The following is a 24815-nucleotide window of genomic DNA, read 5'->3' as shown; positions in this document are numbered from 1 at the left end:
AGCGCGGGGTTCAGCCGCTCGGCCATCGGCACCACCAACGCCTTGCCGGCCGCATCGGCGAGGATGCCGGCGCGAGTAACCGGCTTGCCGCTGGCCAGCGTGGCGGTGAGATCGAGGCCGCCATCCAGCGCCTCGGCATCGGCGCTGGCCGGCAGGCGGCGGGTGGGGATCACCATCGCCAACGCATCGGCCCAGGCATCACGCACCGGGCCGGGCCGGGCGCGCAACAGGATACCGCCGATGCCCCCCCTCGCCGCCACCAATATGTCGATGGCGGCCAGCGCCAGGGCCCAGCGTTCGCCCGATGTCTCGTCGTCGCCGTCCGGCCTCATGCCGGGATGAGTTCCGCGATGGCGCGGGTGATGCGGCTGGTGGAGCCGGTGTCATCCAGCACGTTGCGGCGCAGCCGGTGGCGCAGCGCCATGGTGGCAACTTCGGCGACATGATGGGCCTTCACATGCTTCTTGCCCGCCAGGGCAGCCTGGGCGCGGGCAGCGCGCAGCAGGGTCAGTTCGCCGCGCAGGCCATCGGCGCCAACGGCCGAGCAGAGCTTGGCCCCCAGGCCGAGCATGTCGTCCTCCACCTGCACCTTGGGCAGCAGCTTGCGCGCCCGGGCGATAGCCTCCAGCGTGTCCTGCTCACTGTCGGAAAACTCGGCCACGAACGCCGCCGGATCACGATCGAAGCGGTCGCAGCGCTTCACGATCTCGATGCGGTCCGCCATGTCGGTGGGGGTGCGCACATCCACCGACAGGCCGAAGCGGTCGAGCAGCTGGGGCCGCAGCTCGCCCTCTTCCGGGTTGCCGCTGCCCACCAGGATGAAGCGCGCCGGGTGGCGGATGGAGAGGCCCTCGCGCTCGACGACATTGGTGCCTGACACCGCGACGTCGAGCAGCAGGTCAACCAGATGGTCTTCGAGCAGGTTGATCTCGTCGATATAGAGAAAGCCGCGGTTGGCCTTAGCCAGCAGGCCCGGCTCGAAGCGCTTCTCGCCGGTGGCCAGCGCGCGTTCGAGGTCGAGGCTGCCCACCACCCGGTCTTCGGTGGCGCCCAGCGGCAGGTCGACGAAGGGCACGCTGGCCTCCTCGGTGCGCTTGCCGGCCTTTTCGCGGCAGCCTTCGATGCAGGGGCTGCGATCATCGGGGGCACAGCCATAACGGCAACCGGGCACCACCTTCATCGGCGGCAACAGGCCAGCCAGGGCGCGCACAGCGGTGGACTTGCCGGTGCCGCGATCGCCGAACACCATCACGCCGCCCAGCCGCGGCTCCACGGCCGCCAGCAGCAGCGCCTGCTTCATCTCGGCCTGGCCAACGATGGCGGTGAACGGAAACGGGATGCGTGCGGGGGTTGCCATGGCCGTTGCCTTAGGGGGCATGGCCGAAGGCTTCAAGCATTCCGGCGAAACGCCGCAGGGGCGGCCGCCTTGTCACCGGCGACCGCCCCTGCCTTGCGTTTCAGGAAGGATCAGAAATCCTTGCGCAGCGTCACGAAGAACTGCCGCGGCGCCGCCGGCAGCAGCGTCTGGTTGTCGCCGGAGAAGCCGAAGCCGTTGGAACCGATGGTGGCGACATAGCGACGGTCGAACAGGTTGCTCACCGTGCCTTCGATGGCCAGGCCGTTCAGCCAGCGGTTGTCGCTGGTGATGCGATAGCCGATCTTGCCGTCCACCACCACGCGGCCACCCACCGAACGGTCGTTCGAATAGGTGAAGAAGCGGCCCGACATGGCGTTGGCATTGGCGCGGCCATAGAAATTGCCGTCATCATAGGCGACTTCCAGGTTGCCGATGCTCTTCGGGCTGTCCACCACCGTCTTGCCGCGGATGGCCTGCACCACCGTGCCCTCGCTGTTGATGACGTCATCGCGGTAGGTGTTGTCGTTGTAGGCATAGCTGGCGGTCACGGTGAGCGCCTTGACCGGCTGCCACTGCAGGCCGATTTCGGCACCCAGCGAGCGCACGTCACCCACGTTGGACAGCAGCGCGGCGTTGCCGACGATGCCGGGGCCCTGCGGGATGGCCAGCAGGCGGTTGGAGAAGTTGACCCAATAGGCCGCGATCACGCCGCGCAGCGTGCCCTCGCCGAAGCGAAGGCCGGCTTCGAAGGTGTTGGTCTTCTCCGGCTTCAGCTGGCTGGCGATCACCGCGAAACCGGCCGCCGACGTGGCAAACGGACCGCCGGTCGCAGACGCAGTGAAGGCGCGCTGGTTCTCGGTGAAGTTGGCGAACAGTTCATAGCCGCCGCCCAGCTTGTAGAGGATGCCGACCTGCGGCAGGAAGAAATCCTCGGCATCGATGCGGCCCAGCGCCAGCGGTCCGGGCGCCGGGTTGATGGCGGCCGCGCGCAGCTTCACCGATTGCCCCTTGAAGCCGAAGCTCAGCGACAGGTCTTCGCTGATGTCCCACTGGTCCTGCACGGCGAACTGGAACGTCTTGGTGTTGTAGTCGTTGTTCCACTGCGTGAAGAACGGATTGGTCTGATAGGTCAGCGCATTGGTCAGCGGCACGGTTTCGCTGTTGCCCATGTCATAGAAACGGCGGGCCTGTTCGAAATCATTGTTCTCGTACCAGAGGTTCAGGCGCAGCGTGTGGCTGTCCAGGGTGGCGGTGACATCGCCCAGCAGGCCCCAGCGGCTGATCTCATACTCGGTGGTACGGAAGCTGAGCGGCAGGCCGCCCGGGCTGGCGCGATAGGGCGTGATCCACGAACCCTGGCCCTTGTTGGTGTGATAATAGAATTGCACGCCAGCCTTCACCTGTTCGGCGAGGCTGCCTTCGAGGCGGGCGCCGGTCAGCCAGTCGCGGCGCAGGCCGCCGGCATCATAATAGGCATCGTCCGCAATGGCGAACGGCGCCGGATAGGTGGTGCCGAAGCTGTTGGGGCCAACCGCCACGCCGCTGTAGCCGGTGTTGGCCGCGACATAGGCCACGCGCACCGCCGTCGGCCAGTCGTTGGAGATATTGTCCCAGAAATAGCCCAGGCGGCCCAGCATTTCCTGGGTGAAGTCCTGATAGTCATTCTCCTTGCGGTCGGAGAAGTTCACGAAGGCGGTGAACGTCGCATCGCCGCCCAGATCGGCCACCGCCTTGGCGTTGACCTGCGTGGCGCGCTGCACGCCGAAGCCCTTCCACTTGTCGGCGCTGATGTGCGCGGCGCTGATATAGGCCTTGAAGCCGCCCAGATCGCCGGTGTCGAGCGTGCCGTAGAAGCGATAGGTGTTGTTGTCGCCATAGGTGGCGTTACCGGCGACACCGAGCTCTTCCTGCGGCGCGCGGCTGAAGAACTCGATGGTGCCGCCCAGGTTGGAGGTGGAGGCGGTGCCAAGCGCGCCGGCGCCCTGGCTGACGCGGGTGCGGCCGATATTGTCGGCAATGATGGCGCGGCTGATGTGGAGGCCGTTGACGTTGCCATAGCTCATGTCGCCGAGCGGCACGCCATCAAGCGTGAAGCCCAGCTGGTTCTGGTTGAAGCCGCGCAGCGTGATACGGGTGGACCATTCATAGACGCCGAACGCATCAGCCGACTGGAAGTTGACGCCCGGCAGCTTCTGGATGGCCACGAACGGGCTGGCGCCCGGCACGGTCAGCTTGATGTCATCGGCCTTGATCTCGGTGACCTGGCGCACTTCACCCTTGCCGTAGACGATGATCTCTTCGTCTTCATTGATGCCGGCGGCGGCGGTGACGACCGGAGAGGCCTGCTGGGCGAAGGCGGGCGCTGCCAGAGCGGCGCTGGCGAGAAGGAAAAGACGGAGGGATGGCGTGCGCATGGAAAGGCCCCTGTATGTTGGTTGGCGGGGCTGCCTTGGCAGGCAGATGTTGCGCTTTGGTGGGTGTTTTCCTTCAGCCTCGTTTCATTTGAATGTCATATTGATGACGTTGCCGAACTGCCACACACCTCAATCGAACTTGCTGCCGCGCACCACCTCCACGTCGCTGGACATCAGCAGCAGGTGGTGACTCTCCAGAAGCGGCGCCAGGCGCTCGATGAAATCGGCGGCATGGTCGGCGCTGGTGATGGCAAGCAGCATCACCTTGGCAGTGGCGCCCGAAAGCTGGTCATCGCGCCAGCGGCCATGCGCCCCGGCGCCGCCCAGCGTGGGCAGCAGCGTGTAGTGTGCGATGCCGGCCGCCGCTGCGATGCGCACGATGGCGGGGATCAGCGGTTCGTCAGCCAGCACCTCGATGCGGCGGCGGTGGAGGGTGTCGGTCATGGGGCCAGATGTGCAGCGAGCCAGCCATAATAGGCAATGCCCAGCGTGAGGTTGAACGGGAAGGTGACCGCCAGGCTCATGCCCAGATACAGGCCCGGATCGGCCGCCGGCAACGCCAGGCGCATCACGGCCGGCACCGCGATATAGCTGGCCGAACCGGCAAGGATGCCCAGGGCGGCGGCCGAGCCCGCATCCAGCCCCAGTTCGGTGCCGAGAACAACGCCTAGCGTGCCATTCAGCAGCGGCAGCAACAGCGCCAGCGCCCCGGTGCGCAGGGTGAGCGCGCGCCGGTCCATCAGGCGGCGGGCAGCGATCAGGCCCATGTCGAGCAGGAAGATGCACAGCATGCCGCGAAACGGAACGTCGAACACCGGGGCGACCGCCTTCAGCCCCTCCTTGCCGTCGATCATGCCGATCAGGAAGCTGCCCAGCAGCAACACCACCGAGCCATTGAGGAAGGTTTCGTGGAGCAGGCCGCCGCGCGCGGCCAAACTGTCGTTGCCGGCGCTGCGCGCCAGTAGCAGCCCGGAGATGATCGCCGGGGTCTCCATCACGGCCAGAACGCCCACCATGAAGCCGGCTGGCGCCATGCCGGCCTGGCGCAGGATCTCCGAGCCGGTGGCGAAGGTGACGACGCTGACCGAACCATAATGCGCCGCCACCGCCGCCGCGTTGGTCCGGTCCAGGCGGCCCACGGTGCGGAGCAGCCAGAAGGCCGGCAGCGGCAACAGGAAGGACAGCGCAAGCCCGGCCCCGCCTGCCAGAGCCATGTCGTGGGTGAAGCCAGTTTCCGCCACCTCGCCGCCGCCACGCAGACCGATGGACATCATCAGGTAGAGCGAGATGCCCTTGGCCACCGCTTCCGGAATGGCCAGATCGGAGCGCGCGAAGGCGGCCAGCGCCCCGAGCAGGAAGAACAGCACCACCGGCTGCAAGAGGGCATCAACGGCCAAGCAGGACCTCGGGCGGCATGTTCATGGACTTGGCGTAAGGATCGAAGACGCAAGCGGCAAGGGGCCGGTTCCTTCACGAAAAAGCCCGGCGAGCGTGATCGCCGGGCCGCTTCGTGTCCTGCCGGCCAAACGCTTACGCCGCGGCTTCCACCCGGTGCAGGGCGCACTGGCCCCAGATGTCGGACAGCGCCTTCACCAGCCGGTCGATATCGTCGTCCGAGTGGACCGGGCCAGGCGTGATGCGCAGCCGTTCGGTGCCGACCGGCACGGTGGGATAGTTGATCGGCTGCACATAGATGCCGTGATGTTCCATCAGCCAGTCGCTGATCATCTTGGCCTTCTTGGCATCGCCCACCATCACCGGGATGATGTGGCTGGGGTTTTCCATCTGCGGGATGCCCATGGCGCGCAGCGCAGCACGCACCCGCTGCACCCGCTCCTGCTGGCGCTTGCGCTCGAACGGGCTTTCCTTGAGGTGGCGGACCGAGGCCAGCGCACCGGCGGCAATCGCCGGCGGCAGGGCGGTCGAGAAGATGAAGCCCGAGGCGAAGCTGCGGACGAAATCGCACAGCGCCTTGGAGCCGGCGATATAGCCGCCGACCACGCCATAGGCCTTGGCGAGCGTGCCTTCGATCACGGTCAGCCGGTCCATCAGGCCTTCGCGCTCGGCAACGCCGCCGCCGCGCGGGCCATACATGCCGACCGCATGGACCTCATCTATGTAGGTCATGGCGCCGTGCTTGTCGGCCACGTCGCAGATGTCCTTGATGGGGGCGATGTCGCCATCCATCGAATAGACGCTCTCGAAGGCGATCAGCTTGGGCACATCGGGGCCGTACTGGCTAAGAAGGCGATCTAGGTCTTCCACGTCGTTGTGCTTGAAGACATGGCACTTGGCGCGACTGTGGCGGATCCCCTCGATCATCGAGGCATGGTTCAGCGCGTCGGAGAAGACCACGCAGCCCGGGATCTTGGTGGCCAGCGTCGACAGCGCTGCCCAGTTCGACATGTAGCCGGAATTGAACAGCAGCGCGTCTTCCTTGCCGTGCAGGTCGGCCAGCTCCCCTTCGAGCAGGCGGTGCACGTGCATGGTGCCGGAAATGTTGCGGGTGCCGCCGGCACCGGCGCCGGAGCGGTCAAGCTCCTCGTGCATGGCGTTCAGCACGTCGGGATGCTGGCCCATGCCCAGATAGTCGTTGGAGCACCACACGGTCACATCCTGGGTGCTGCCATCGGGCAGGTAGCGCGTGGCGTGCGGATAGTCACCGCGGCGACGCTGGAGCTCGGCAAAAACCCGGTAGTTTCCGCGCTCTTTCAACCCGTCGAGGGCGGCCTGGAAATGGGCTTCAAAATCCATTCATCATCTCCCGGCGCCGTTCATTGCACGGCGTTTTGTCGCACCGCAAGCGGATTCGTCTCGCTCTGGGGGGGCATCGTGACATTTTCGTTAGATGCCCCGCCGGCCTGCCGACGCGCTGCTTCGGGCATCGCCCAGCGGAAGATGGCGGTGTCCTGCCAGGGCACCACCAGGAAGCCATGTTCGAGAAAAGCCAGCGCCACCAGCGCGAAGGCCAGCGCATAGCCGGTGGCGATGCCGCCATCGCTGCTCAGGGCCTTGTCGGCCAGCCAGGCGGCAAGCACGGCAATGCCGCTCACCGAGGCCACGAAGATCCAGCGCGGCGGCGCGATGCGGAAGTAGCTGGCGAGATAGCGCATGTGATCGGGCATCATTTCGGTCGACAGATGCGGCACGCCGGCAAAGATGTTGAACTTCGCCGATAGCCGCATGACAAAAAGCAGCAGGAAGGTGAGCGTCGCGGTCTGGTTGGCCTTGCTCCAGGTCACAGCCATCATCACCAGCAGGCAGGCGAACATCGCCACCTCGTGATAGATCAGCGTGGCCGCCGCCAGCCGAAAGCGGCGCCAGCCGCGCGCATCGGGCGGACAGGGGTTGCGGTTCGGCCCGGTGACGAAGCCCATCAGGAACGACAGTTCGTGCCAGCCCCACAGCACCAGCGCGCAGGCGAAGGCCACATAGGCCGCCCACGGGCTGGTTTCCTCGGCGGTGGCGATGATGCCGCCCATGGCAAAGCCCGAGGCCACGGTGGCCAGCGTGATGGAGAGCGGCCAGGTGGTGCTGGGCAACTTGTCGAGCCACAGCACGAAGCCGGTGGCCACGAACCACAGCACGGTGGCGAACAGCAGAGGCAGCGCGAAGTCGGTCACGGCGGCAACGTGGCCCTTACCAGACGGGCGCCATGCGCACGTTGGGGGTCACCTCGATCCGGTCCACGGGATGCAGATAGAGGCGCGCGAAGGTGAGGCCGGCCTTCAGCGACAGGCCGACGCGCTTGATCTTGCCCATGATGCCACCTTCCGCCACCGCCGCATCGATGGCGTCGCTGGTCTGGCGCATGGTTTCGAGGAGCGCGCGATAGCTCGGCGCATCGGTCTGCAGGCCGATCGGGAAGACCTGGCGCGTGATGTCGGTGGTGATGCGGAACACCTTGAAGCCGAAATCGGTCGGGTCGATACCGAAATGCTTGTAGAGCACCGGTCGCTTGTGATCGCGCACATACATGGTGGCATACACGGCGTTCAGGAAGAAACGGATCCACAGCACGTTGAGGCCCGAGGTGAGCTTCGGGTCCGAGCGCATCAGCAGCGCGAATGCCTCACCATGGCGGAACTCGTCGTTGCACCATTCCTGGAACCACTTGAAGATCGGGTGGAAGCGCTTTTCGGGATGCTTCTCGAGGTGGCGGTGGATGGTGATGTAGCGGGCGTAGCCGATCTTTTCCGAAAGATAGGTGGCGTAGAAGATGAACTTCGGCCGGAAGAAGGTGTATTTCTTGGTCTTGGTCAGGAAGCCCAGGTCGATGCCGATGCCGGCGTCCTTCAGGCTGTCGTTGATGAAACCGGCGTGGCGGCTTTCATCACGGGCCATCAGCTTGAACAGCGCCTTGGCATCCGGGTTCTTCATCCGCTTGGTGATCTCGGCATAAAGGATGCAGCCGGAGAATTCCGACGTCATCGAGGAGACCAGGAAATCGACGAACTCCGGCTTCAGCTCCGGGTCCATGGCGGCGATCACGCCGTCGAACTCCGGCGTGCGCTTGAAATGCTTCTTGTTGGGATCGGCCTGCATCTCGGCGATCAGGCTGTCCCACTCGGCGCGCACGCGGCTGACGTCGATGCGGTCCATCGCAGCATAATCGGTGGTGTAGAAGCGCGGGCTGAGGACGGTTTCCTGGCGCGCGATCGCCAGCGCGTCTTCCTTGGTGATCTCGGCACCCGACTGGATGGGGGTCACGGCGTTCATCACGGCTTCTCCGAGCTGAAGGTGATTTCGTAAAGTTCGGTCAGTTCCAGCTGCGCCCGCCACTTGGTCCACAGCCGTTCGAACGGGGTGGCTTTCCACACAGTCACCGGCCGGCGCAGGGTCAGCTTTTCGCCGAACGGCAGCTTCACCGCCTCGCCGTGCACCTTCACCTGGTCGCCGGGGCCGAGTTCGATGTCGCCATCCAGCTCCACATGGGCGTGCAGATTGTCAAACGTGTGCTCCACCTCGATGGTGCACTGCGTGTCATAGCGGTCGCGGCTGAACAGGCCCATCAGCCCGGCCCCCCGAGGAAGGGCGCCGTGGTGGAGGCCGCCGGCACCTCGGCCACAATCGGCTTGTCGGGCACGCCGCTGCCGCCCTTCTGATAGGGCACCAGCAATTGCGCAAAGGCGGCACGGTTGGTCTGGCCGAAGCTGCCCAGCTCGATGATGCGTCCGGTGGTCTTGTCTTCCAGCGTCAGCGCGCCATCGGCCCACTGCGCCACCGTCACCGGCCCGGTCCGCGCCACTTCGTGCAGACGGCGCTCGCGCATCAGGCCGCGCATCACGCCGCGGATGAAGCCGGTGTTGGCGCCCGGCGGATAGAGGAACACCAGCTTGTTCGCCGCGACATCGGTGACAAGCAGCGCGCCATCGGCGCGATCCTCAAAGCGGAAATCACGGGCCACGGCGATCGGCACGTGACGGCGTTCGCGCGACTGCGGCGCGGTTTCCGGGGCCGGCAACAGGCCGACGCGGATGCTGCCCACGGTCAGTATCGAGACCGCGATCAGCGCGCCGGCGGCATAGAGCGCCGTCACCGGGAAGCGTTCGTTGGTGAACTCGCCGCTCACGCCGCCGCCCCCACCATGGCTGGCGCGGCCGGCGCTTCGGTGGTCGCGCTGCGGGCCGGATCGGACTTGGCCAGCGCGTCGGCCAGCATCGGCACGAAGGCTTCGGGCACGGCGCGCAGCATCGGCTGCGGCGAACCGAACTTCCACGGGCGCACGTGCGGCCACATCTGCAGATAGGCCAGCGGGAAGCGCACCGTGGGGGTGAGAGACACGTCCACCAGCCCGGCCCCGGCCGGCTTGGCATCAGCCTTGCCAACCAGCGCCAACGGTACGTTCACGCACTTGGGCAGGGCCACGCCAAAGCGCAGCACGACCCGCCGGTTGGTCAGCGTGTAAATGGTCGAGCGGGCCTGGGCGCGGGCCAGCACAGCCAGCACGCCAAGGCCCAGCCCGGCCACCAGCAGCGTCACCGCCGCACCGGCAAGGCCGGTGCCTCCGGCGACAAAGGCAAGGCTGGCGACGAACACGAACCACGCGGCCACCAGCCGCGTGTGGAAGACGCCGCGGGCCACGCCGCGCCAATCAGGCGTGCCTTGCCAGAGGATTTCCTCCCCCGGCGGCAGCCGCCCGGGCAGGCCCGGGATTGGCTCGTCTTCATACTCCATCGACACTGGCAGCTCCGTCCATTTCCGGTCCGCTGCCGGCACTGGCCCATTCCGGGCCGGCGCCGGATCAGATCAGCGGTTCGGCCCGTTCCGGCGTGGCCCAGAGATAGCCAGCGCCGAAATAGGCGGTGATCTTCTCTTCTTCCAGCAGGGTCACCTGGTCGGGCGACTTGGTGCGCGGCACGCCGGCAATCTGGGCACCGGTGATGGCATCCGTCATCACACCGCGGGCCGAGATTTCCGACATGGTGTAGGGCATCAGCACCGTGCCGGCGCCACCTTCCAGCTCCACCTCGAGATAGCGCAGGCAGGATTCGGCGCGGTCCATCCACAGGTCTTTGACCGTGCCGGCCTTGCCGCCATCAAGACCGAAGACCGGCAGGCCGCGCGGATCGATGTCGTTCTGGTGAACGCTGACCGGGTGGCCAACCAGGCGGGTCGGCACGATGCGCGGGGCGCCGTGCATGTCGAGATCCGGCCGGTCGGCACGCTGCGCGATCGAGGCCGGGCCGAGGCCGGACGTGAGCTTGTCGCCCACCACGTCGAGCGGTTCGCCGGCCCAGGCGCGCGGCAGCACGTTGGTTGGCACCTCGTCACGCTCGTTGGCGGTGGGGGTGGTCACCTCGCCCAGGCCGTGCGGCAGCTTGAAGGTCTTGGGCGGCTTGAAGAACAGGGGCTCGGTCCCGCCATGGGCGGCGCCGGTCAGATCGTCTTCCACCGGATAGCCTTCGCGGCGATCTTCCCCGCGCAGGTACCAGACCAGGCCCAGGAAGAACAGGAAGAAGGCGAAGAAGGTGAGTTCGGCGATATCAAGCCCACCCACCAGATGCACGTTCGTCATGCGAGGCGTCTCCCCTCAAAGATACAGAACGCCACGGTGTTGCGCACCACCATGACGAACCAGCGCGATAGCCTTGCGGCCAGCACCCGCCGCGCCTGCGGGGTGACCGATACGAGTCCCAGACCGGTGCCATAGCATGGCAGATGTTGGCGTGGGTAGTGCAGAAGGTGACAGATATGCAATGATTTGCTGCAGCGCCGCCGTCATGACAGCAGCACCTCCTGGGCGTGGCTGGTGTAGAAACCGCGGCTCACCCGCCGGTCGCGGCCCAGCCGGGCCTGCGGCACGCTGCGCGACAGCCGCGATTTCAACAGGTCGTGCGCCACCGGAATGATGCTGGGCGAGCGGTCGCTCTTCGGGAAGAACTGGCCGATGGCGCGCGCGGTGCGCAGCAGCGGCGTGCCCGGCGCGAAGGTGAACAGCATGGAATGCCGGGCGCGTTCGGCCAGCCGGGCGGTGGCCGCCGCGATCTGGTCGCTCTCGTAATGGATCAGCACGTCCATCGAGACGATGTGATCGAAGCTGCCGAAGCTGGCATCCAGCATGTCGCCGGCGTGCAGCGAGATGCGGCCCTTCACGTCCTCGGGCAGGCGTTCCTTGCCGATTTCGATGAGCTGCGGCGAGACATCGATGCCCACCACCTCGGCCCCGCGGCGCGCCGCCTCGATGGCGAGCATGCCGGTGCCGCAGCCGGCATCAAGGATGCGCCGGCCACTGAGGTCCTGCGGCAGCCACGACAGCAACGTGTCACGCATCTCCTGCCGCCCGGCGCGAACGGTGGCACGGATCTTCGAGACCGGCGCATCGCTGGTCATCGCCGCCCAGGCATCCAGCGCAGTGCGGTCGAAATAATGTTCCAGCTTGGCCCGCTTGGACTCCCAGCCGGGGGCGTGCTTCGGTGTGTGCAGGTTCATCTCACTCGAAACCAAGGAAATCGAAGATGTCGCGGTCCTTCATCGCCTTGGCGTTGCAGGGCTCGACGCCGGCCCACAACAGCGCGGCCAGCCGCTTGTATTCATTCTGCGCCGCGATGATCTCCGGCTCGTCGCCCATCTCGAAGATGGTGCATTTCTTCAGCCGGCTGCGGCGGATGGCATCTAGGTCGGGCAGATGCGCCAGCCGCTCGATGCCGGTGGCGCCGCAGAAGCGGTCGATCTCGTCGGTGTTGGCCGAACGGTTGGCGATACAGCCGGCGAGGCGCACCTCGTAATTCTTCGCCTTGGCCTGGATGGCGGCCATGATGCGGTTCATCGCGAAGATCGAATCGAAATCATTGGCGGTCACCACGATGGCGCGCTCGGCATGCTGCAGGGGCGCAGCAAAGCCGCCACACACCACGTCGCCCAGCACGTCGAAGATCACCACGTCGGTGTCTTCCAGCAGGTGGTGCTGCTTCAAGAGCTTCACCGTCTGGCCGACGACATAGCCGCCGCAGCCGGTGCCGGCCGGCGGGCCACCCGCCTCCACGCACATTACGCCGTTATAGCCTTCGAACATATAGTCGTCGGGCCGCAGCTCCTCGTGGTGGAACTCATGCTGTTCCAGCACGTCGATCACCGTGGGCATCAGCTTCTTGGTCAGAGTGAAGGTCGAATCATGCTTGGGGTCGCAGCCGATCTGCAGCACCCGCTTGCCGAGCAGCGAGAAGGCTGCCGACAGGTTGGACGAGGTGGTGGACTTGCCGATGCCGCCCTTGCCATAGACCGCGAACACCTTGGCGCCCTCGATCTTCTGGGACGGGTCCAGCTTCACCTGCACGCTGCCCTCGCCATCTCCGGGCGGGCCGGGTGTCTTGGTCTTGTCGATGATGAGGGTCATTGGATGGCTCCTTATGCGGCCATGGTGCCGGCCGGCGCGACGCCTTCAAGCTGGTCTTCGATCGCGTCGGTTGCGGCATAGAGGGCAGCCAGCGTGTCCGCATCGGGCTGCCAGAAATTGCGGTCCGCCGCTTCGATCAGCCGGTTGGCGATCTTGGCGGCCGCGCGCGGGTTCATCTCGGCGATGCGCTGGCGCATTGCGTCGTCCAGCACATAGGTCTCGGTGATGCGCTGATAGACCCAGGGATCGACCTGGCCAGTGGTGGCCGACCAGCCGGTGGTGGTGGTCACCGCCGCTTCCACCTGGCGCACGCCTTCATAGCCATGCTTCAGCTGCGCCTCGATCCACACCGGATTGAGGGTGCGGGTGCGCGATTCCAGCGCCACCTGCTCCTGCAGCGAGCGGACCTTGCCGCTGCCCTGCGTCTGGTCACCAATATAGACCGGCGCCGCCTCGCCCTTGGCGCGGGTGACAGCGCGGCTGATGCCGCCCAGCGTGTCGACATACTGGTCGATGGTGGTGATGCCGAGTTCGACGCTCTCGAGGTTCTGATAGGCGCAATCCACCGTCTTCAGCGCGCTGGCGAGCAGGCCGGGCTGACGCTTGGGCTTGCCATCGACACCATAGGCATAGCCCTTCTGCTTCTCGTAGCAGTCGGCCAGCTCGTTGGGATCGGTCCAGTTGGCGCTGTCGATCAAGAGGTTGACGTTGGCGCCATAGGCCCCTTCGGCGTTGGAATAGACGCGCAGGGAGGCGGTGGCCATGTCGCAGCCATGCTCCTCAAGGTAAGCGAGGCTGTGCTTGCGGATATAGTTCATCTCCACCGGCTCATCGGCCTCGGAGGCGAGCAGCGCGGCTTCGGCGAGCATCTTGGTCTGCAGCGGCAGCAGGTCGCGGAACACGCCCGACATCGTCACCAGCACGTCGATGCGCGGGCGGCCCAGCTGTTCAAGCGGGATGAGCTCGGCGCCCGACAGGCGGTTGTAGCTGTCAAAGCGCGGCTTGGCGCCCATCAGCGCCATCGCCTGGGCGACCTGCGCGCCTTCGGATTTCAGGTTGTCGGTTCCCCACAGCACCATGGCGACGGTTTCCGGCAGCTTGCCGGCATCCTCCATGGCGCGATCAAGGATGCGCTGGGCCTGCGCCGCGCCATCCTTGCAGGCATAGGCCGACGGCAGGCGGAACGGATCGAAGCCGTGAATGTTGCGGCCCGTCGGCAGGATTTCCGGATCGCGCAAAATGTCACCACCGGCCACCGGGGGCACGTAGCGGCCATCCAGCGCGCGGATCAGCCCGTCCATCTCGTGGTTGACGCTGAGCGCGGCGTTGATGTTGGCAAGTTCGCGCAGTGTCGGCGTGTTGGGGACGATGCGGCCCTTGATCAGCAGTTCGATCGTTTCGCGGTCCACGGTCTCACCGCGCGCCTGCGCACAGGCGGACAGCATGTCGATGCGGGCCTCTTCGCTTTCCGCCTCGCCAAACACGTGGAGGCCCTGCGGGATCAGCTCCTGCTCGATCTCGTAGAGCTTGGCCGCCAGCTTTGAGAGATCGCTGCCATCGAGGTCCATCGCCTCCGCCTGCTCGCGGATGATCTCCTCCAAGCCCGCCAGTTCGGGGCTGCCCGGCTCGGTCGAGCGCCAGCGGTCAACGCTGGCCTTGATGTCGGACAGGCCCTTGTAGAGGCCGGAATTGGTCAGCGCCGGGGTGAGATAGGAGACCAGCGTGGCGCCCGAGCGGCGCTTGGCCAGAACCCCTTCCGACGGGTTGTTGGCGGCATAGAGATAGATGTTCGGCAGGTCCTGGATGATGCGCTCCGGCCAGCAGCTCATCGTCATCCCGGTCTGCTTGCCGGGCATGAATTCCAGGCTGCCATGGGTGCCCCAGTGGATCACGGCATGGGCGCCGAAATCGTTCCGGATCCAGCGATAGAAGGCCATGAAGGCGTGGGTTGGCGCAAAACGGCCATCGAACAGCAGCCGCATCGGGTCGCTCTCGTAACCGTTGGCCGGCTGTATGCCCACGAACACGTTGCCGAACTGCGCGCCGGTGATCAGCACGTTGCGGCCGTCGGACTGGAACTTGCCCGGCGCCGGGCCCCATTCCTGCTCGATCTCGGCCAGATAGGGTTCGGTGGCGACGATGGTGTCGGCGGGCACGAAGGCATGGACATTCGCCTCCTGGCCATATTGCATGGCGTTGCCTTCGATCACCCGGCGGCGCACCTCGTCGGCGCTCGCCGGCACCTCGACGTCATAGCCTTCCGATTTGAGGCGCTTCAGGGTGCGGTGCAGGCTCTCGAACACGCTGAGGAACTGCGCCGTGCCAGCCGCACCGCCGTTGGGCGGGAAGTTGAACAGCACGACGGCGAGCTTGCGGTCCTTGTTCTCGGCGCGGCGCAGCTGCACCATCTTGAGCATCTTGTCGGCCAGCGCCTCGGCGCGTTCCGGACAGGACTGCATGGCGCGCACACCGTCCGAAGGGGCCCAGCTGCATTGGCGCGAACAGCCCGTGCAGGCCTCGCCGCCGGCATCGCTGCGGCCGCCAAACACCATCGGCTGGGTGCCGCCATCCAGTTCGGGGATGGCAATCATGATGGTGGCTTCCAGCGGCAGCAGGCCCTGCCGGTTGGCGCCCCATTGCTGCAGCGTCTGGAACTCCACCGGATGCGCCGAGATGTAGGGCCGGTCGAGCTTGGTGAGGATCTCCTCGGCCGCCTTGGCATCGCTGTAGGCCGGGCCACCGACGAGGGAGAAGCCGGTGAGGTTGATGACGGCATCCACCGTCGCCACCCCGTCCTTCATCATCAGCGTCTCGATCGCCGGGCGCTGGTCGAGCCCGCCGGCAAAGGCCGGGATCACGTTGAGGCCGCGGGCCTCCAGCGCGCGGATCACGCCGTCATAATGGTTGCTGTCCTTGCCCAGCACGTAGGAGCGGAGCATCAGCACGCCCACGGTGCCGACCGCATCCTTCTTCCAGGGCAGGTCGGCCAGGCGTTCCGACATGCGCTGCGGCAGATCGGGGTGATAGACGCCAACCTCTGGATATTCCTGCGGCGCTTCCACCCTGGTCTGGCCGCGCAAGGCCTTGCGCGGACCAGAGGCATAGCGATCGACCAGCGCGGCGATCATCTGGAAGGCGTTGTCGTCGCTGCCGGCCAACCAATATTGCAGGGTGAGGAAATAGGCGCGCACGTCCTGCGCGGTGCCGGGCACGAACTTCAAGAGCTTGGGCAGGCGCCGCAGCACCGCCAGCTGGGCCGCGCCGCTGTTGGCCGCGCCATCCTTCGACGAGCCGCGCAGCTTCTTCAGCCAGCCCAGCGGGCCCTTGGGCGGCACGTCCATGCGATACTCGCCCATCCGCGTCATCTTCACGACGTCGGACTGGCTCATCAGGCACACCATCGCGTCGCAGTCCTCGCGTCGCGCGGTGAGCGCGTCCTTGATCATGCGGATCTGTTCATCGAGGAACAGCATGGTGACGACAACGATGTCGGCGCGCGCGATGTCGGCGCGGGTGGCTTCCAGCTTGCCCGGCTTGTCCCAATCGGCCGCCGCATGGAATCCGATGGACACCGGCATGCCCATCTTCTGGAAGCGCACGCGTGCCCGGTCGATGGCGCCCGACAGGTGATTGTCGAGCGTGACGATCACGACATGACAGTGATCCGGCCGGTCCTGACGGGAGGGCGGGGTATCAGCGCGCATAATGAGCTTTGGCCTCGTACAAGGTCTCGCGGGTGATGGTGGCAACGCCATGCTCGGCCGCATAGCGTTCGGTGTTGCGGCGGGCCTTGCCGCGCACGAAGAACGGGATTTTTCCGAGTTCTGCAAGGGCTTCGGCAGTCCAGCCGCCCGGTTCGGCAGCCTCGGTCGGCGCGTCGGCCAACGCCACGGCTGCAGCGGCCTGTTCCGCTGCGGCTGGCACAGGGGCATGCGCCCCAGCCGACGCATGGCCAAGGTGACTGGGTCCGGCCGCGTCGGAAAACTCGAAATCCTCGCGGAACATGGTGAGCAGATGCTCCTCCAGCCCCATCACCAGCGGGTGGACCCAGGTGTCGAACAGCACGTTGGCGCCTTCAAAGCCCATCTGCGGGCTGTGGCGGGCCGGGAAGTCCTGCACGTGCACCGGCGCCGAGATCACCGCGCAGGGCAGGCGCAGCCGCTTGGCGATGTGGCGCTCCATCTGCGTGCCCAGCACCAGCTCCGGCGCGGCGGCCTCGATCGCCTCTTCCACGGCGAGATAGTCATCGGTGATCAGCGGCTCGACGCCATAGACTTCCGCCGCCGCGCGCACCTCGCGGGCGAATTCGCGGTTGTAGCAGCCAAGGCCGACCACCTTGAAGCCAAGCTCTTCCGACGCCACGCGGGCGGCGGCCACGGCATGGGTGCCATCGCCGAAGATGAAGACGCGCTTGCCGGTGAGATAGGTGGAATCGATGGAGCGCGACCACCAGCCCATGCGGCCCATATCGAGATCCGCCGGCGGGATGATGCCGGCGGCCGCACACACCTCGGCCACGAACTCGCGGGTGGCATTCAGCCCGATCGGCACCGTCTTCACGGTCTTTTGGCGGAAGGTCCGCTCCAGCCAGCCACAGGCCTGGGCGGCGATCTCGGGATAGAGGCAGATGTTGAAATCCGCCTCGCCCAGCCGCGCCAGGTCGGCCGGCGTGGCCCCCAGCGGCGCCACAAGGTTCACGCTGATGCCGAGGCTTTCGAGCAGCCGGCTGATCTCCACCACGTCATCGCGGTGGCGGAAGCCCAGTGCGGTGGGACCGAGGATGTTGGCCAGCGGGCGGCGCGGACCGGCCTCGCCTACCGCAGGCGGTGGCCGCCGTTCCTTGTCAGCCAGTGCGCGCACGATCTGGTAGAAGGTTTCGGACGCGCCCCAGTTTTCCTTGCGGCTGTAGCTCGGCAGCTCCAGCGGGATCACCGGGCACGGCAGGCCCATGGTCTCGGCCAGGCCAGCCGGATCGTCCTGGATCAGTTCGGCGGTGCAGCTGGCGCCGACGATGATGGCCTGGGGGCGGAAGCGCTCGAAGGCATCGCGGGCCGACTTCTGGAACAGCTCGGCGGTGTCCTTGCCCAGATCGCGGGCCTGGAAGGTGGTATAGGTGACCGGCGGGCGATGATCCCGCCGTTCGATCATCGTGAACAAGAGGTCCGCATAGGTGTCGCCCTGCGGGGCGTGCAGCACATAGTGCAGCTGCTTCATGCCCGTCGCAACGCGCATTGCCCCCACGTGGGGCGGGCCTTCATAGGTCCAGACGGTCAGCTGCATGGCCTACACCCTCAGCAGATCGCGACGGTGGAGCGGACGAGCGAAGAGCTCGGCCAGGTCGCCAGCCTGATCATAGCCATGGATGGGGGAGAAGACGAGTTCGATCGCCCACTTGGTCGAAAGGCCTTCCTTCTCCAGCGGGTTGGCCAGGCCAAGACCGCAGACGGTCAGATCAGGCCGCGCGGCGCGCACGCGATCGAGCTGCTTCTCGACATCCTGCCCTTCCGAGACCAGCGTCCCGGGCGGCAGCGCCGCAATCTCGTCGATCAAATGGCCCTTGTGCAGATAGGGCGTGCCCACTTCCACCAGTTCCATGCCAAGCTCGCCGGCGAGGAAGCGCGCCAACGGCACCTCCAGCTGGCTGTCGGGCATGAAGAAGATGCGCTTGCCCTGGAGGCGGTCACGATACAGGGCAAGGCCCTTCCTCGCCCGTTCACGCGGCGCCGCCGTCACCTGCGCGAAGCGCTCCTCGGAGATGCCAAACGCCTGCGCCGCGGCATGCAGCCAGGCCGTCGTGCCCTCTGCCCCGAACGGGAACAGCGACGGCAGATGCACGGCGCCGCGCTTGTCGAGCGCCGCGCCGGTGTCGGCCAGGAATGGCTGGGCGAGAAGATATTTGGTGTTGGGGCCAATTGCGGGCATGGCGCCGGCCCGGCGCGCCGGCAGCGAGACGATGGTGGGGATGCCCAGGTCCGTCAGCAGGCGGGTCAGCTGGTCCTCGACGATGTCAGGCAGGCTGCCGACGATCATCAGCTGCTTGGCATCGGTGAAGGCCAGTTCCGGCACCAGGGCGGCGAGGCAGGCGTCTTCCCCTTGCGTGAAGGTCGTCTCGATGCCGCTGCCCGAATAGTTCAGCACATGGCAATTGGGGGCAAAGCGGGAGTTCAGGCGCTGCGCGGCGCGCGACAGATCGAGCTTGATGACCTCCGACGGGCAAGAGCCGACGAGGAACAGCATGCGGATATCGGGCCGCCGCGCCAAAAGCCGCGTCACCACCCGGTCAAGTTCCTCGTTGGCGTCGGCAAGGCCGGCGAGGTCCTTCTCCTCGATGATCGCGGTGCCGAAGCGCGGCTCGGCAAACACCATCACGCCGGCCGCCGATTGCAGCAGGTGGGCGCAGGTGCGGCTGCCGACGACGAGGAAGAACGCATCCTGGATCTTGCGGTGCAGCCAGATGATGCCAGTCAGCCCGCAGAACACCTCGCGCTGGCCGCGCTCGCGCAGGATGCCATCGGCACCCACCGGCGGAGCGTCGCAGCCGGCCGAAGACGGCACCTGGGACCGCTCCCCGCTCACGCCGCCTGCGCCATGGCCGGGCCGGCCACCGCATCCGAATCAGCGGCGTGGACGGCCTCGATGGCGGGCTGCGACGACAGCCGGGCCTGGCGCAGCTTCCAGATGAACTGGGCGGCGTTGATCACATAGGCGACATAGGCGGCGAGCGCGGTGGCAAACAGCACGCCATCATCGGCAATGCCGGTGAACAGCCCGAACAGGTAGAGCGTGTGCAGCACGATCACCAGCATCGAGAACACGTCTTCCCAGAAGAAGCTTTCGTGGAACAGATATTGCCCGAACACGACCTTCTCCCAGATCGCGCCGGTGATCATGATCGTGTAGAGAATCAAGGTCTTGGCCACCACCGACCAGATGGCGATGTCGTAATTCTGGCCGGTGCGCAGATAGTCGAGCACGAAATAGAGGCTGATGCCGAACACGACGAACTGGATCGGCGCCAGGATGCCCTGCACCAGCGTCCACTTGGTTGAATCCCGGCGCACGCGCTCTTCGAGCGTGTAGAGCGGCCGTGTAGCTGGCGCTCCTGATGCTGATGGCACTGCGGTCAAACCCCTCGATCCCGCCTGTGTAACAAGCCGCAAGTCCTATCACCGGACCCTTGCCTGTCAACTGCGCACGCGCGGCAAAATGACGAAACCGTAACGCCCCTGTCCGGCTCGCGTTGACGCCCCGGCACCGGCGACGCTAGTGCTGCAGACATGGAGCATGTCCCCCCGCCAGCCCCGGTCCGCAGCGTGCCGCACCCGCGCGACGTGCTGGAACTGCTCAAACCGGTCACCTGGTTCCCGCCAATGTGGGCCTTCATGTGCGGGGTCGTCTCCTCGGGCGTGCCGCTGGCCGAACGCTGGGGCGTGCTGGTGGCCGGCATGCTGCTGGCCGGGCCGCTGGTGTGCGGCAACAGCCAGGCCATAAACGACTGGTTCGACCGGCACGTGGACGCCATCAACGAGCCGCAGCGGCCGATCCCCTCAGGGCGCATCCCGGGGCGCTGGGGGCTGTATATCGCCATCATCGGCACCATCATCAGCCTCGCCGTCGGCTTCCTCATCGGGCCGGTGGTTGGCGTCGCCACCATCGTCGGCGTCGCCATGGCCTGGGCCTATTCGGCGCCGCCGCTGCGCTTCAAGGCCGATGGCTGGCTGGGCCCGCTGGTGTGTGCGGCCGCCTATGAAGGGGTGAGCTGGTTCACCGGCGCCGCAGTGATGGCCGGCGGCGTGCCTGATACGCGCATCATCTGGGTGCTGTGCATGTATGCGCTGGGCGCCCACGGCATTATGGTCCTGAATGACTTCAAGGCGGTGAAGGGTGACGCCGCGCTGGGCGTCAACTCGCTGCCGGTGCAGCTGGGCGAGCGCAACGCCGCCGAGATCGCCTGCTGGACGATGGCGCTGCCGCAGGTGGTGGTGATCATCCTGCTCGCCCGCTGGGGCCTGTCGTGGCCGGCAGCGATGGTCGCCTTCTCGCTGTCCATGCAGGTGGTGCTGATGCAGCGCGTGCTGGCGGCGCCGGCGGCCAACGCGCCCTTCTACAACGCCACCGGCACTACGCTGTACGTGCTGGGCATGCTCACTGCCGCCTTCGGTCTGTCGGTGATCGTGTGATGACACAGGCGCCGCTGGGTTGGCTGGGCATCGCCCGTCTGGGGCTGGTGCAGAGCGCGCTGGGCGCAATCGTCATGCTGGCCTCCTCGCTGCTCAACCGCATCATGGTGGTGGAGTATCAGATGGCTGCCGCCCTGCCGGCCGGGCTGGTCGCCTTCCATTATGGCGTGCAGCTGTCGCGGCCGAAATGGGGCCATGGCTCGGACGCCGGCTGGCGGCGCACGCCGTGGATCATCGGTGGCATGGGCGTTCTGGGCGCCGGCGGTCTGCTTGCCACCTTTGCCACCACGCAGCTTGCCGGCCCCTTCTGGCCGGTGTTCGCCGCGCTCTGCCTTGCCTATGCGATGATCGGCATCGGGGTCGGCGCGTCGGGCACGTCGCTTCTCGCGCTGCTCGCCACCCGCACCGCCGAGGCGCGGCGGCCGGCCGCCGCCAGCCTCACCTGGATCATGATGATCGCCGGCATCGTCGTTTCGGCGATCACGGCGGGCGCGCTGCTCGATCCCTTCTCGCCGCAGCGGCTGATCGCCGTGGCGGGCGGCGTCGTGGCGGTGGCCTTCACCGTGTCGTGCCTGGCCGTTTGGGGCGTCGAAGGGGCGCCGCAGGCCGAGGCGAAGCGCGAGGCCGCCCCCTTCGGCGCGGCGCTGAAGGGCATCTGGAATGACCCCCTCACCCGGCTGTTCAGCATTTTCGTGTTCTTCTCGATGCTGGCCTATTCGATGCAGGACCTGATCCTGGAACCGTTCGCCGGCCTGGTGTTCGGCATGACGCCCGGCCAGTCCACCAGCCTGTCGGGCGCGCAGAACGGCGGCGTGCTGGTCGGCATGATCCTGGTCGGCGTGGGCGGCCATGCGTTCGGTGGGAAAGCCGGCCTCAAGCTCAGGCGCTGGATCGTTACCGGCTGCCTTGCCTCGGCACTGGCGCTGGCCAGCCTTGCCATGGCGGCGCGCGCCGGGCCGGGTTGGCCGCTCACGGTGAACGTGGTGTTGCTGGGCTTTGCCAACGGCATGTTCGCGGTGGCCGCGATCGGCTCCATGCTGGAACTGGCCGGCAGGGGTGGCCCGGGGCATGAGGGCATCCGCATGGGCCTTTGGGGCGCGGCACAGGCCAGCGCGTTCGGCATCGGCGGCTTTGTGGGCGCCCTCGCGGTCGATCAGCTGCGCGGCGCCATGGCCACCACGGCACAGGCCTTTGAACTGGTGTTTGCAGCCGAAGCCCTGCTGTTCGTGGTTGCCGCAATCATCGCCTTGAAGTTGAATGACCGGGTGGGAGAATCGCCGGCGGCTTCGCCGGCAACGCGGGAGGCTGTTGCATGACCGAGATGTTCGACATGGTGGTGGTGGGCGGCGGGCCGTCGGGCGCAACCGCAGCCAATGATCTGGCGCTACAAGGTTTCAAGGTGATGCTGCTCGACCGCATGGGCCGCATCAAGCCGTGCGGCGGCGCAGTGCCGCCGCGCCTGCTGAAAGACTTCGACGTGCCGATGGACCTGCTCTGCACCACGGCCAACAGCGCCCGCATGATCAGCCCGGAGGACCGCAAGGTGGACATGCCGGTGGGCGAAGGCGGCTGGGTCGGCATGGTTGATCGCGACGTGTTCGACGAATGGCTGCGCGCCCGTGCCGCGAAGAACGGGGCCGACCGCCGCGACGGCACGTTCGAGGCGCTGGAGCGCGATGCCGACGGCACCGCCATCGTTGCCTACCGTCCCAAGGGTGCGCCGCGCGGTTCCGATCCGGTGAAGGTGCGCACCAAGATGCTGATCGGCTGTGATGGCTGCAATTCGGCCGTGGCCCGCGCCGCCCTGCCGGAGGAGAAACTGCCCTTCGTCGCCGCCTATCACGAGGTGGTGGAAAGCCCGGCGGAAGGCTTCAAGGGCTTCGAGGGCAATCGCTGCGACGTCTTCTACCAGGGCAAGCACAGCCCGGACTTCTATGCCTGGGTGTTCCCGCACGGTTCCAAGACCAGCATCGGCACCGGCAGCGCCGTGCAGGGCTTCGAGCTCAGGAAGGCGGTCGGCAAGCTGCGCGAGGAGCTGGGCATGACCGAAGAGACCTGCCCGACGGTTCGCGTCGAAGGCGCGCCCATCCCCTTGAGGCCTCGCAAGAAGTGGGACAACGGCAAGGACGTGGTGGTGGCCGGCGATGCCGCCGGCACCGTGGCCCCGGCCAGCGGCGAAGGCATCTTCTATGCCATGACCGCCGGGCGCGAAGCCGCCAGGGCCGCCGCCGAAGCCCTGAAGACCGGCGATTCCTCGAAGCTCGCGCTGGCCCGCAAGCGTTTCCTGAAGCAGCATGGCACCGTGTTCAAGGTGCTCGGCATCATGCAGTGGTGGTGGTACCGCAGCGACACGATGCGCGAGAAGTTCGTGAAGCTGTGCATGGACAAGGACATCCAGGAACTGACCTGGGAAGCCTACATGAACAAGGAACTGGCGCGGAAGAAACCGCTCGCCCACGTGAAGATCTTCCTGAAGGACAGCGTGCAGCTAGTCACCGGCATTCTGTCGGGCGGCGGCGTGCGCGAGGCCGGCAGCGCCGGCAAGCGGGCGCAGGCCTGAGGCGAAAAGGGGGGCCGATGGCCCGGTTGTCGGAACAGGCCTGGGTCCTGCCCGCCGCCATTGCGGCGGTGGCGGCGGCCTTCACGGCGGCGGTGGGCGCCACGATCACCGACATCGGCCCCTGGTATCAGGCGCTGAAACAGCCCGACTGGGCGCCACCGACCTGGCTGTTCGGCCCGGCGTGGACGATCATCTTCGGCCTGTGCACCATGTCCGGCGCCACCGCATGGGTGGCAGCGCGCAGCAAGCCGCAGGCAGAATCGATCATCGGCCTGTTCGCCCTCAACGGCTTCCTGAACCTCTTGTGGAGCTTCCTGTTCTTCCGCCTGCACCGACCGGACTATGCGGCGCTGGAAGTCGGTATCCTCTGGAGCAGCATCGCCGCCCTCATCGTCGTGATGTGGCGCATCTCCCGCCCGGCCGCGCTGCTGCTGCTGCCCTATCTGGCGTGGGTGGGCTTCGCCGCCATGCTCAACCGGGCGATCGTGGAGATGAACGGGCCGTTTTAGCCGCCGCCGGGCTGGCTGCCGGGCCGCAGCCCGGCAGAACATCTTCGACGGCGTGGCTCCGCCACGCCCTGCCTTCTTGTTTGCAGTCGCCCAGGGAAGCACGGACTCGGCGGCTCTGCCGCCGGCCGTGCAAGGCCATCACGCCTTCGTCTTGAGGTAGGCGATCACATCCGCGCGGTCCTGCGGGTTCTTGAGGCCGGCAAAGGCCATGCGAGTGCCGGGCATGAACTTGGCCGGGGCTTCGAGATAGGTGAACAGCACGTCCTCGCTCCAGGTGACGCCGCTCTCCTTGTTGGCCTTGCTGTAATTGAAGCCGGCGACCGAGCCGGACTTGCGGCCGACGACCGCCCACAGCGAGGGGCCAACGCGGTTCTTGCCGGCTTCCGCGACATGGCAGGCCTTGCACTGGGCGAAGACCTTCTCACCCTTGGCGGCATCGCCGGTGAGGCTGGCATAGGTGACGCCAGCAGCAGGGGCAGCGGGCGCCGGGGCCGCAGCGGGCGTCGCGGCCGGTGCTTCGGCGGCTTCACGTGCCGGCGCTTCGCCAGCGGGCGCTTCAGCAGCCGGGGCCTCGGCGGTCGCCGTTTCAGCCGCAGGGGCTTCGGCCGCAGGCGCTTCGGCGGCCTTGTCGCTGCCACCGCAGGCGGCGGTCAGCAGGGCGGCGGTGATCAGCGTGGCGGCGGGCATCAGGCGCATGGGGGGCTCCTCCTCGGTTGCGCGCCCTGATTACCATCATGTCATCTGACTGTCGAATGAACCCGCGCGCCTAATCGGGCTTCAGTGCCGCCGCCGCAGCGAATGGCCCCACCGCCAGCGCCACCAGGCTGGCGGCGCCGAGCAGCCTGAGCGCGCCGTCCACATCGCTGCCCACCCCGAAGATCAGCACCGGCAGCGCCAGCGGCAGCACGATGAGGCCGGCAAGCGCGCCGCCACCTTTCAGCCCGGCAGTGAGCGCGGCC

Annotated in this window: 23 protein-coding genes and 1 pseudogene; 4 read left to right on the top strand and 20 right to left on the bottom strand. The window is 66.8% G+C overall.

The annotated features are described in order from the left end of the window. From GJV64_RS01710 to bchF, 18 genes and pseudogenes are all read right to left on the bottom strand, one after another. Positions 1–332: pseudogene (locus tag GJV64_RS01710) on the bottom strand (hypothetical protein); the annotation flags it as partial. After that, entirely contained in the window at positions 329–1357 is a 1029-nt protein-coding gene (gene bchI / locus GJV64_RS01705; protein ID WP_164155566.1) for a magnesium chelatase ATPase subunit I, read from the bottom strand. The pseudogene GJV64_RS01710 and the gene bchI, both read right to left, overlap by 4 nt. A 110-nt stretch (positions 1358–1467) precedes the next feature. Beyond that, on the bottom strand, positions 1468–3771 hold the full coding sequence (locus tag GJV64_RS01700; protein WP_164155565.1) for a TonB-dependent receptor: 2304 nt from the start codon (positions 3769–3771) through the stop codon (positions 1468–1470). 129 nt (positions 3772–3900) lie between these two features. Further along, positions 3901–4215 carry a DUF190 domain-containing protein gene (locus GJV64_RS01695; RefSeq protein WP_164155564.1) on the bottom strand — a complete coding sequence of 105 codons (315 nt, stop codon included), beginning with the start codon at positions 4213–4215 and terminating at the stop codon, positions 3901–3903. After that, positions 4212–5168, bottom strand: coding sequence for a sodium-dependent bicarbonate transport family permease (locus GJV64_RS01690; RefSeq protein WP_164155563.1), 957 nt, complete (start codon positions 5166–5168; stop codon positions 4212–4214). Before GJV64_RS01690 ends, GJV64_RS01695 begins: the two co-directional genes overlap by 4 nt. Before the next feature lie 133 nt (positions 5169–5301). Continuing rightward, positions 5302–6525: a 5-aminolevulinate synthase gene (hemA, locus tag GJV64_RS01685; RefSeq protein ID WP_164155562.1), complete on the bottom strand. Its 1224-nt coding sequence runs from the start codon at positions 6523–6525 to the stop codon at positions 5302–5304. Between the two features lie 20 nt (positions 6526–6545). After that, positions 6546–7394 carry a putative photosynthetic complex assembly protein PuhE gene (puhE, locus tag GJV64_RS01680; RefSeq protein WP_235927551.1) on the bottom strand — a complete coding sequence of 283 codons (849 nt, stop codon included), beginning with the start codon at positions 7392–7394 and terminating at the stop codon, positions 6546–6548. A gap of 16 nt (positions 7395–7410) precedes the next feature. Further along, entirely contained in the window at positions 7411–8490 is a 1080-nt protein-coding gene (gene acsF, locus GJV64_RS01675; protein ID WP_164155561.1) for a magnesium-protoporphyrin IX monomethyl ester (oxidative) cyclase, read from the bottom strand. Next, on the bottom strand, positions 8490–8783 hold the full coding sequence (locus GJV64_RS01670) for a hypothetical protein (protein ID WP_164155560.1): 294 nt from the start codon (positions 8781–8783) through the stop codon (positions 8490–8492). The genes acsF and GJV64_RS01670 overlap by 1 nt, the downstream gene beginning before the upstream one ends. After that, complete coding sequence (puhC, locus tag GJV64_RS01665; RefSeq protein ID WP_164155559.1) at positions 8783–9343, bottom strand: photosynthetic complex assembly protein PuhC; 561 nt, start codon at positions 9341–9343, stop codon at positions 8783–8785. Before puhC ends, GJV64_RS01670 begins: the two co-directional genes overlap by 1 nt. Next, positions 9340–9948, bottom strand: coding sequence for a photosynthetic complex putative assembly protein PuhB (gene puhB, locus GJV64_RS01660; protein WP_235927552.1), 609 nt, complete (start codon positions 9946–9948; stop codon positions 9340–9342). The genes puhC and puhB overlap by 4 nt, the downstream gene beginning before the upstream one ends. Positions 9949–10015: 67 nt before the next feature. After that, complete coding sequence (puhA, locus tag GJV64_RS01655) at positions 10016–10789, bottom strand: photosynthetic reaction center subunit H (protein WP_164155557.1); 774 nt, start codon at positions 10787–10789, stop codon at positions 10016–10018. Between the two features lie 203 nt (positions 10790–10992). Beyond that, a complete protein-coding gene (gene bchM, locus GJV64_RS01650) occupies positions 10993–11703 on the bottom strand; it encodes a magnesium protoporphyrin IX methyltransferase (protein ID WP_164155556.1) in 711 nt (236 codons plus the stop codon). Position 11704: 1 nt separating this feature from the next. Further along, positions 11705–12607, bottom strand: coding sequence for a ferredoxin:protochlorophyllide reductase (ATP-dependent) iron-sulfur ATP-binding protein (gene bchL, locus GJV64_RS01645; RefSeq protein WP_164155555.1), 903 nt, complete (start codon positions 12605–12607; stop codon positions 11705–11707). A gap of 11 nt (positions 12608–12618) precedes the next feature. Then, on the bottom strand, positions 12619–16311 hold the full coding sequence (locus tag GJV64_RS01640; RefSeq protein WP_164155554.1) for a magnesium chelatase subunit H: 3693 nt from the start codon (positions 16309–16311) through the stop codon (positions 12619–12621). Further along, positions 16301–17887, bottom strand: coding sequence for a ferredoxin:protochlorophyllide reductase (ATP-dependent) subunit B (gene bchB, locus GJV64_RS01635; RefSeq protein WP_164155553.1), 1587 nt, complete (start codon positions 17885–17887; stop codon positions 16301–16303). Before bchB ends, GJV64_RS01640 begins: the two co-directional genes overlap by 11 nt. Before the next feature lie 3 nt (positions 17888–17890). After that, a complete protein-coding gene (locus tag GJV64_RS01630; protein ID WP_205599484.1) occupies positions 17891–19162 on the bottom strand; it encodes a ferredoxin:protochlorophyllide reductase (ATP-dependent) subunit N in 1272 nt (423 codons plus the stop codon). A 17-nt stretch (positions 19163–19179) separates the two neighbouring features. After that, complete coding sequence (bchF, locus tag GJV64_RS01625; RefSeq protein ID WP_164155552.1) at positions 19180–19725, bottom strand: 2-vinyl bacteriochlorophyllide hydratase; 546 nt, start codon at positions 19723–19725, stop codon at positions 19180–19182. A 159-nt stretch (positions 19726–19884) separates the two neighbouring features. On the opposite strand from bchF, the gene chlG reads away from it, so the two are divergent. Genes chlG through GJV64_RS01605 form a run of 4 tightly spaced genes read left to right on the top strand, consistent with a single transcriptional unit; the run spans position 19885 to position 23856 of the window. Then, positions 19885–20787, top strand: a complete 903-nt coding sequence (gene chlG, locus GJV64_RS01620; protein ID WP_164155551.1) for a chlorophyll synthase ChlG — start codon at positions 19885–19887, stop codon at positions 20785–20787. After that, on the top strand, positions 20787–22103 hold the full coding sequence (locus tag GJV64_RS01615) for a BCD family MFS transporter (RefSeq protein WP_164155550.1): 1317 nt from the start codon (positions 20787–20789) through the stop codon (positions 22101–22103). The genes chlG and GJV64_RS01615 overlap by 1 nt, the downstream gene beginning before the upstream one ends. Continuing rightward, positions 22100–23347, top strand: coding sequence for a geranylgeranyl diphosphate reductase (locus GJV64_RS01610; RefSeq protein WP_164155549.1), 1248 nt, complete (start codon positions 22100–22102; stop codon positions 23345–23347). The genes GJV64_RS01615 and GJV64_RS01610 overlap by 4 nt, the downstream gene beginning before the upstream one ends. 17 nt (positions 23348–23364) lie before the next feature. Next, on the top strand, positions 23365–23856 hold the full coding sequence (locus tag GJV64_RS01605; protein WP_164155548.1) for a TspO/MBR family protein: 492 nt from the start codon (positions 23365–23367) through the stop codon (positions 23854–23856). A 138-nt stretch (positions 23857–23994) separates the two neighbouring features. Here the strand turns inward: GJV64_RS01605 and GJV64_RS01600 are convergent, their stop codons facing one another. Both GJV64_RS01600 and GJV64_RS01595 read right to left on the bottom strand, forming a co-directional pair. Continuing rightward, positions 23995–24543 carry a c-type cytochrome gene (locus GJV64_RS01600; RefSeq protein WP_408014961.1) on the bottom strand — a complete coding sequence of 183 codons (549 nt, stop codon included), beginning with the start codon at positions 24541–24543 and terminating at the stop codon, positions 23995–23997. 79 nt (positions 24544–24622) lie between these two features. Further along, positions 24623–24815 (bottom strand): heme exporter protein CcmB (locus GJV64_RS01595; protein WP_205599482.1); only part of this gene is annotated, 193 nt, incomplete at its 5' end.

The organism is Sandarakinorhabdus rubra (genome assembly GCF_010994245.1).
Lineage (GTDB): Bacteria > Pseudomonadota > Alphaproteobacteria > Sphingomonadales > Sphingomonadaceae > Sandarakinorhabdus > Sandarakinorhabdus rubra.
The sequence above is the reverse complement of the archived record's forward strand: the minus strand, read 5'-3'. Positions and strand labels throughout refer to the sequence as shown.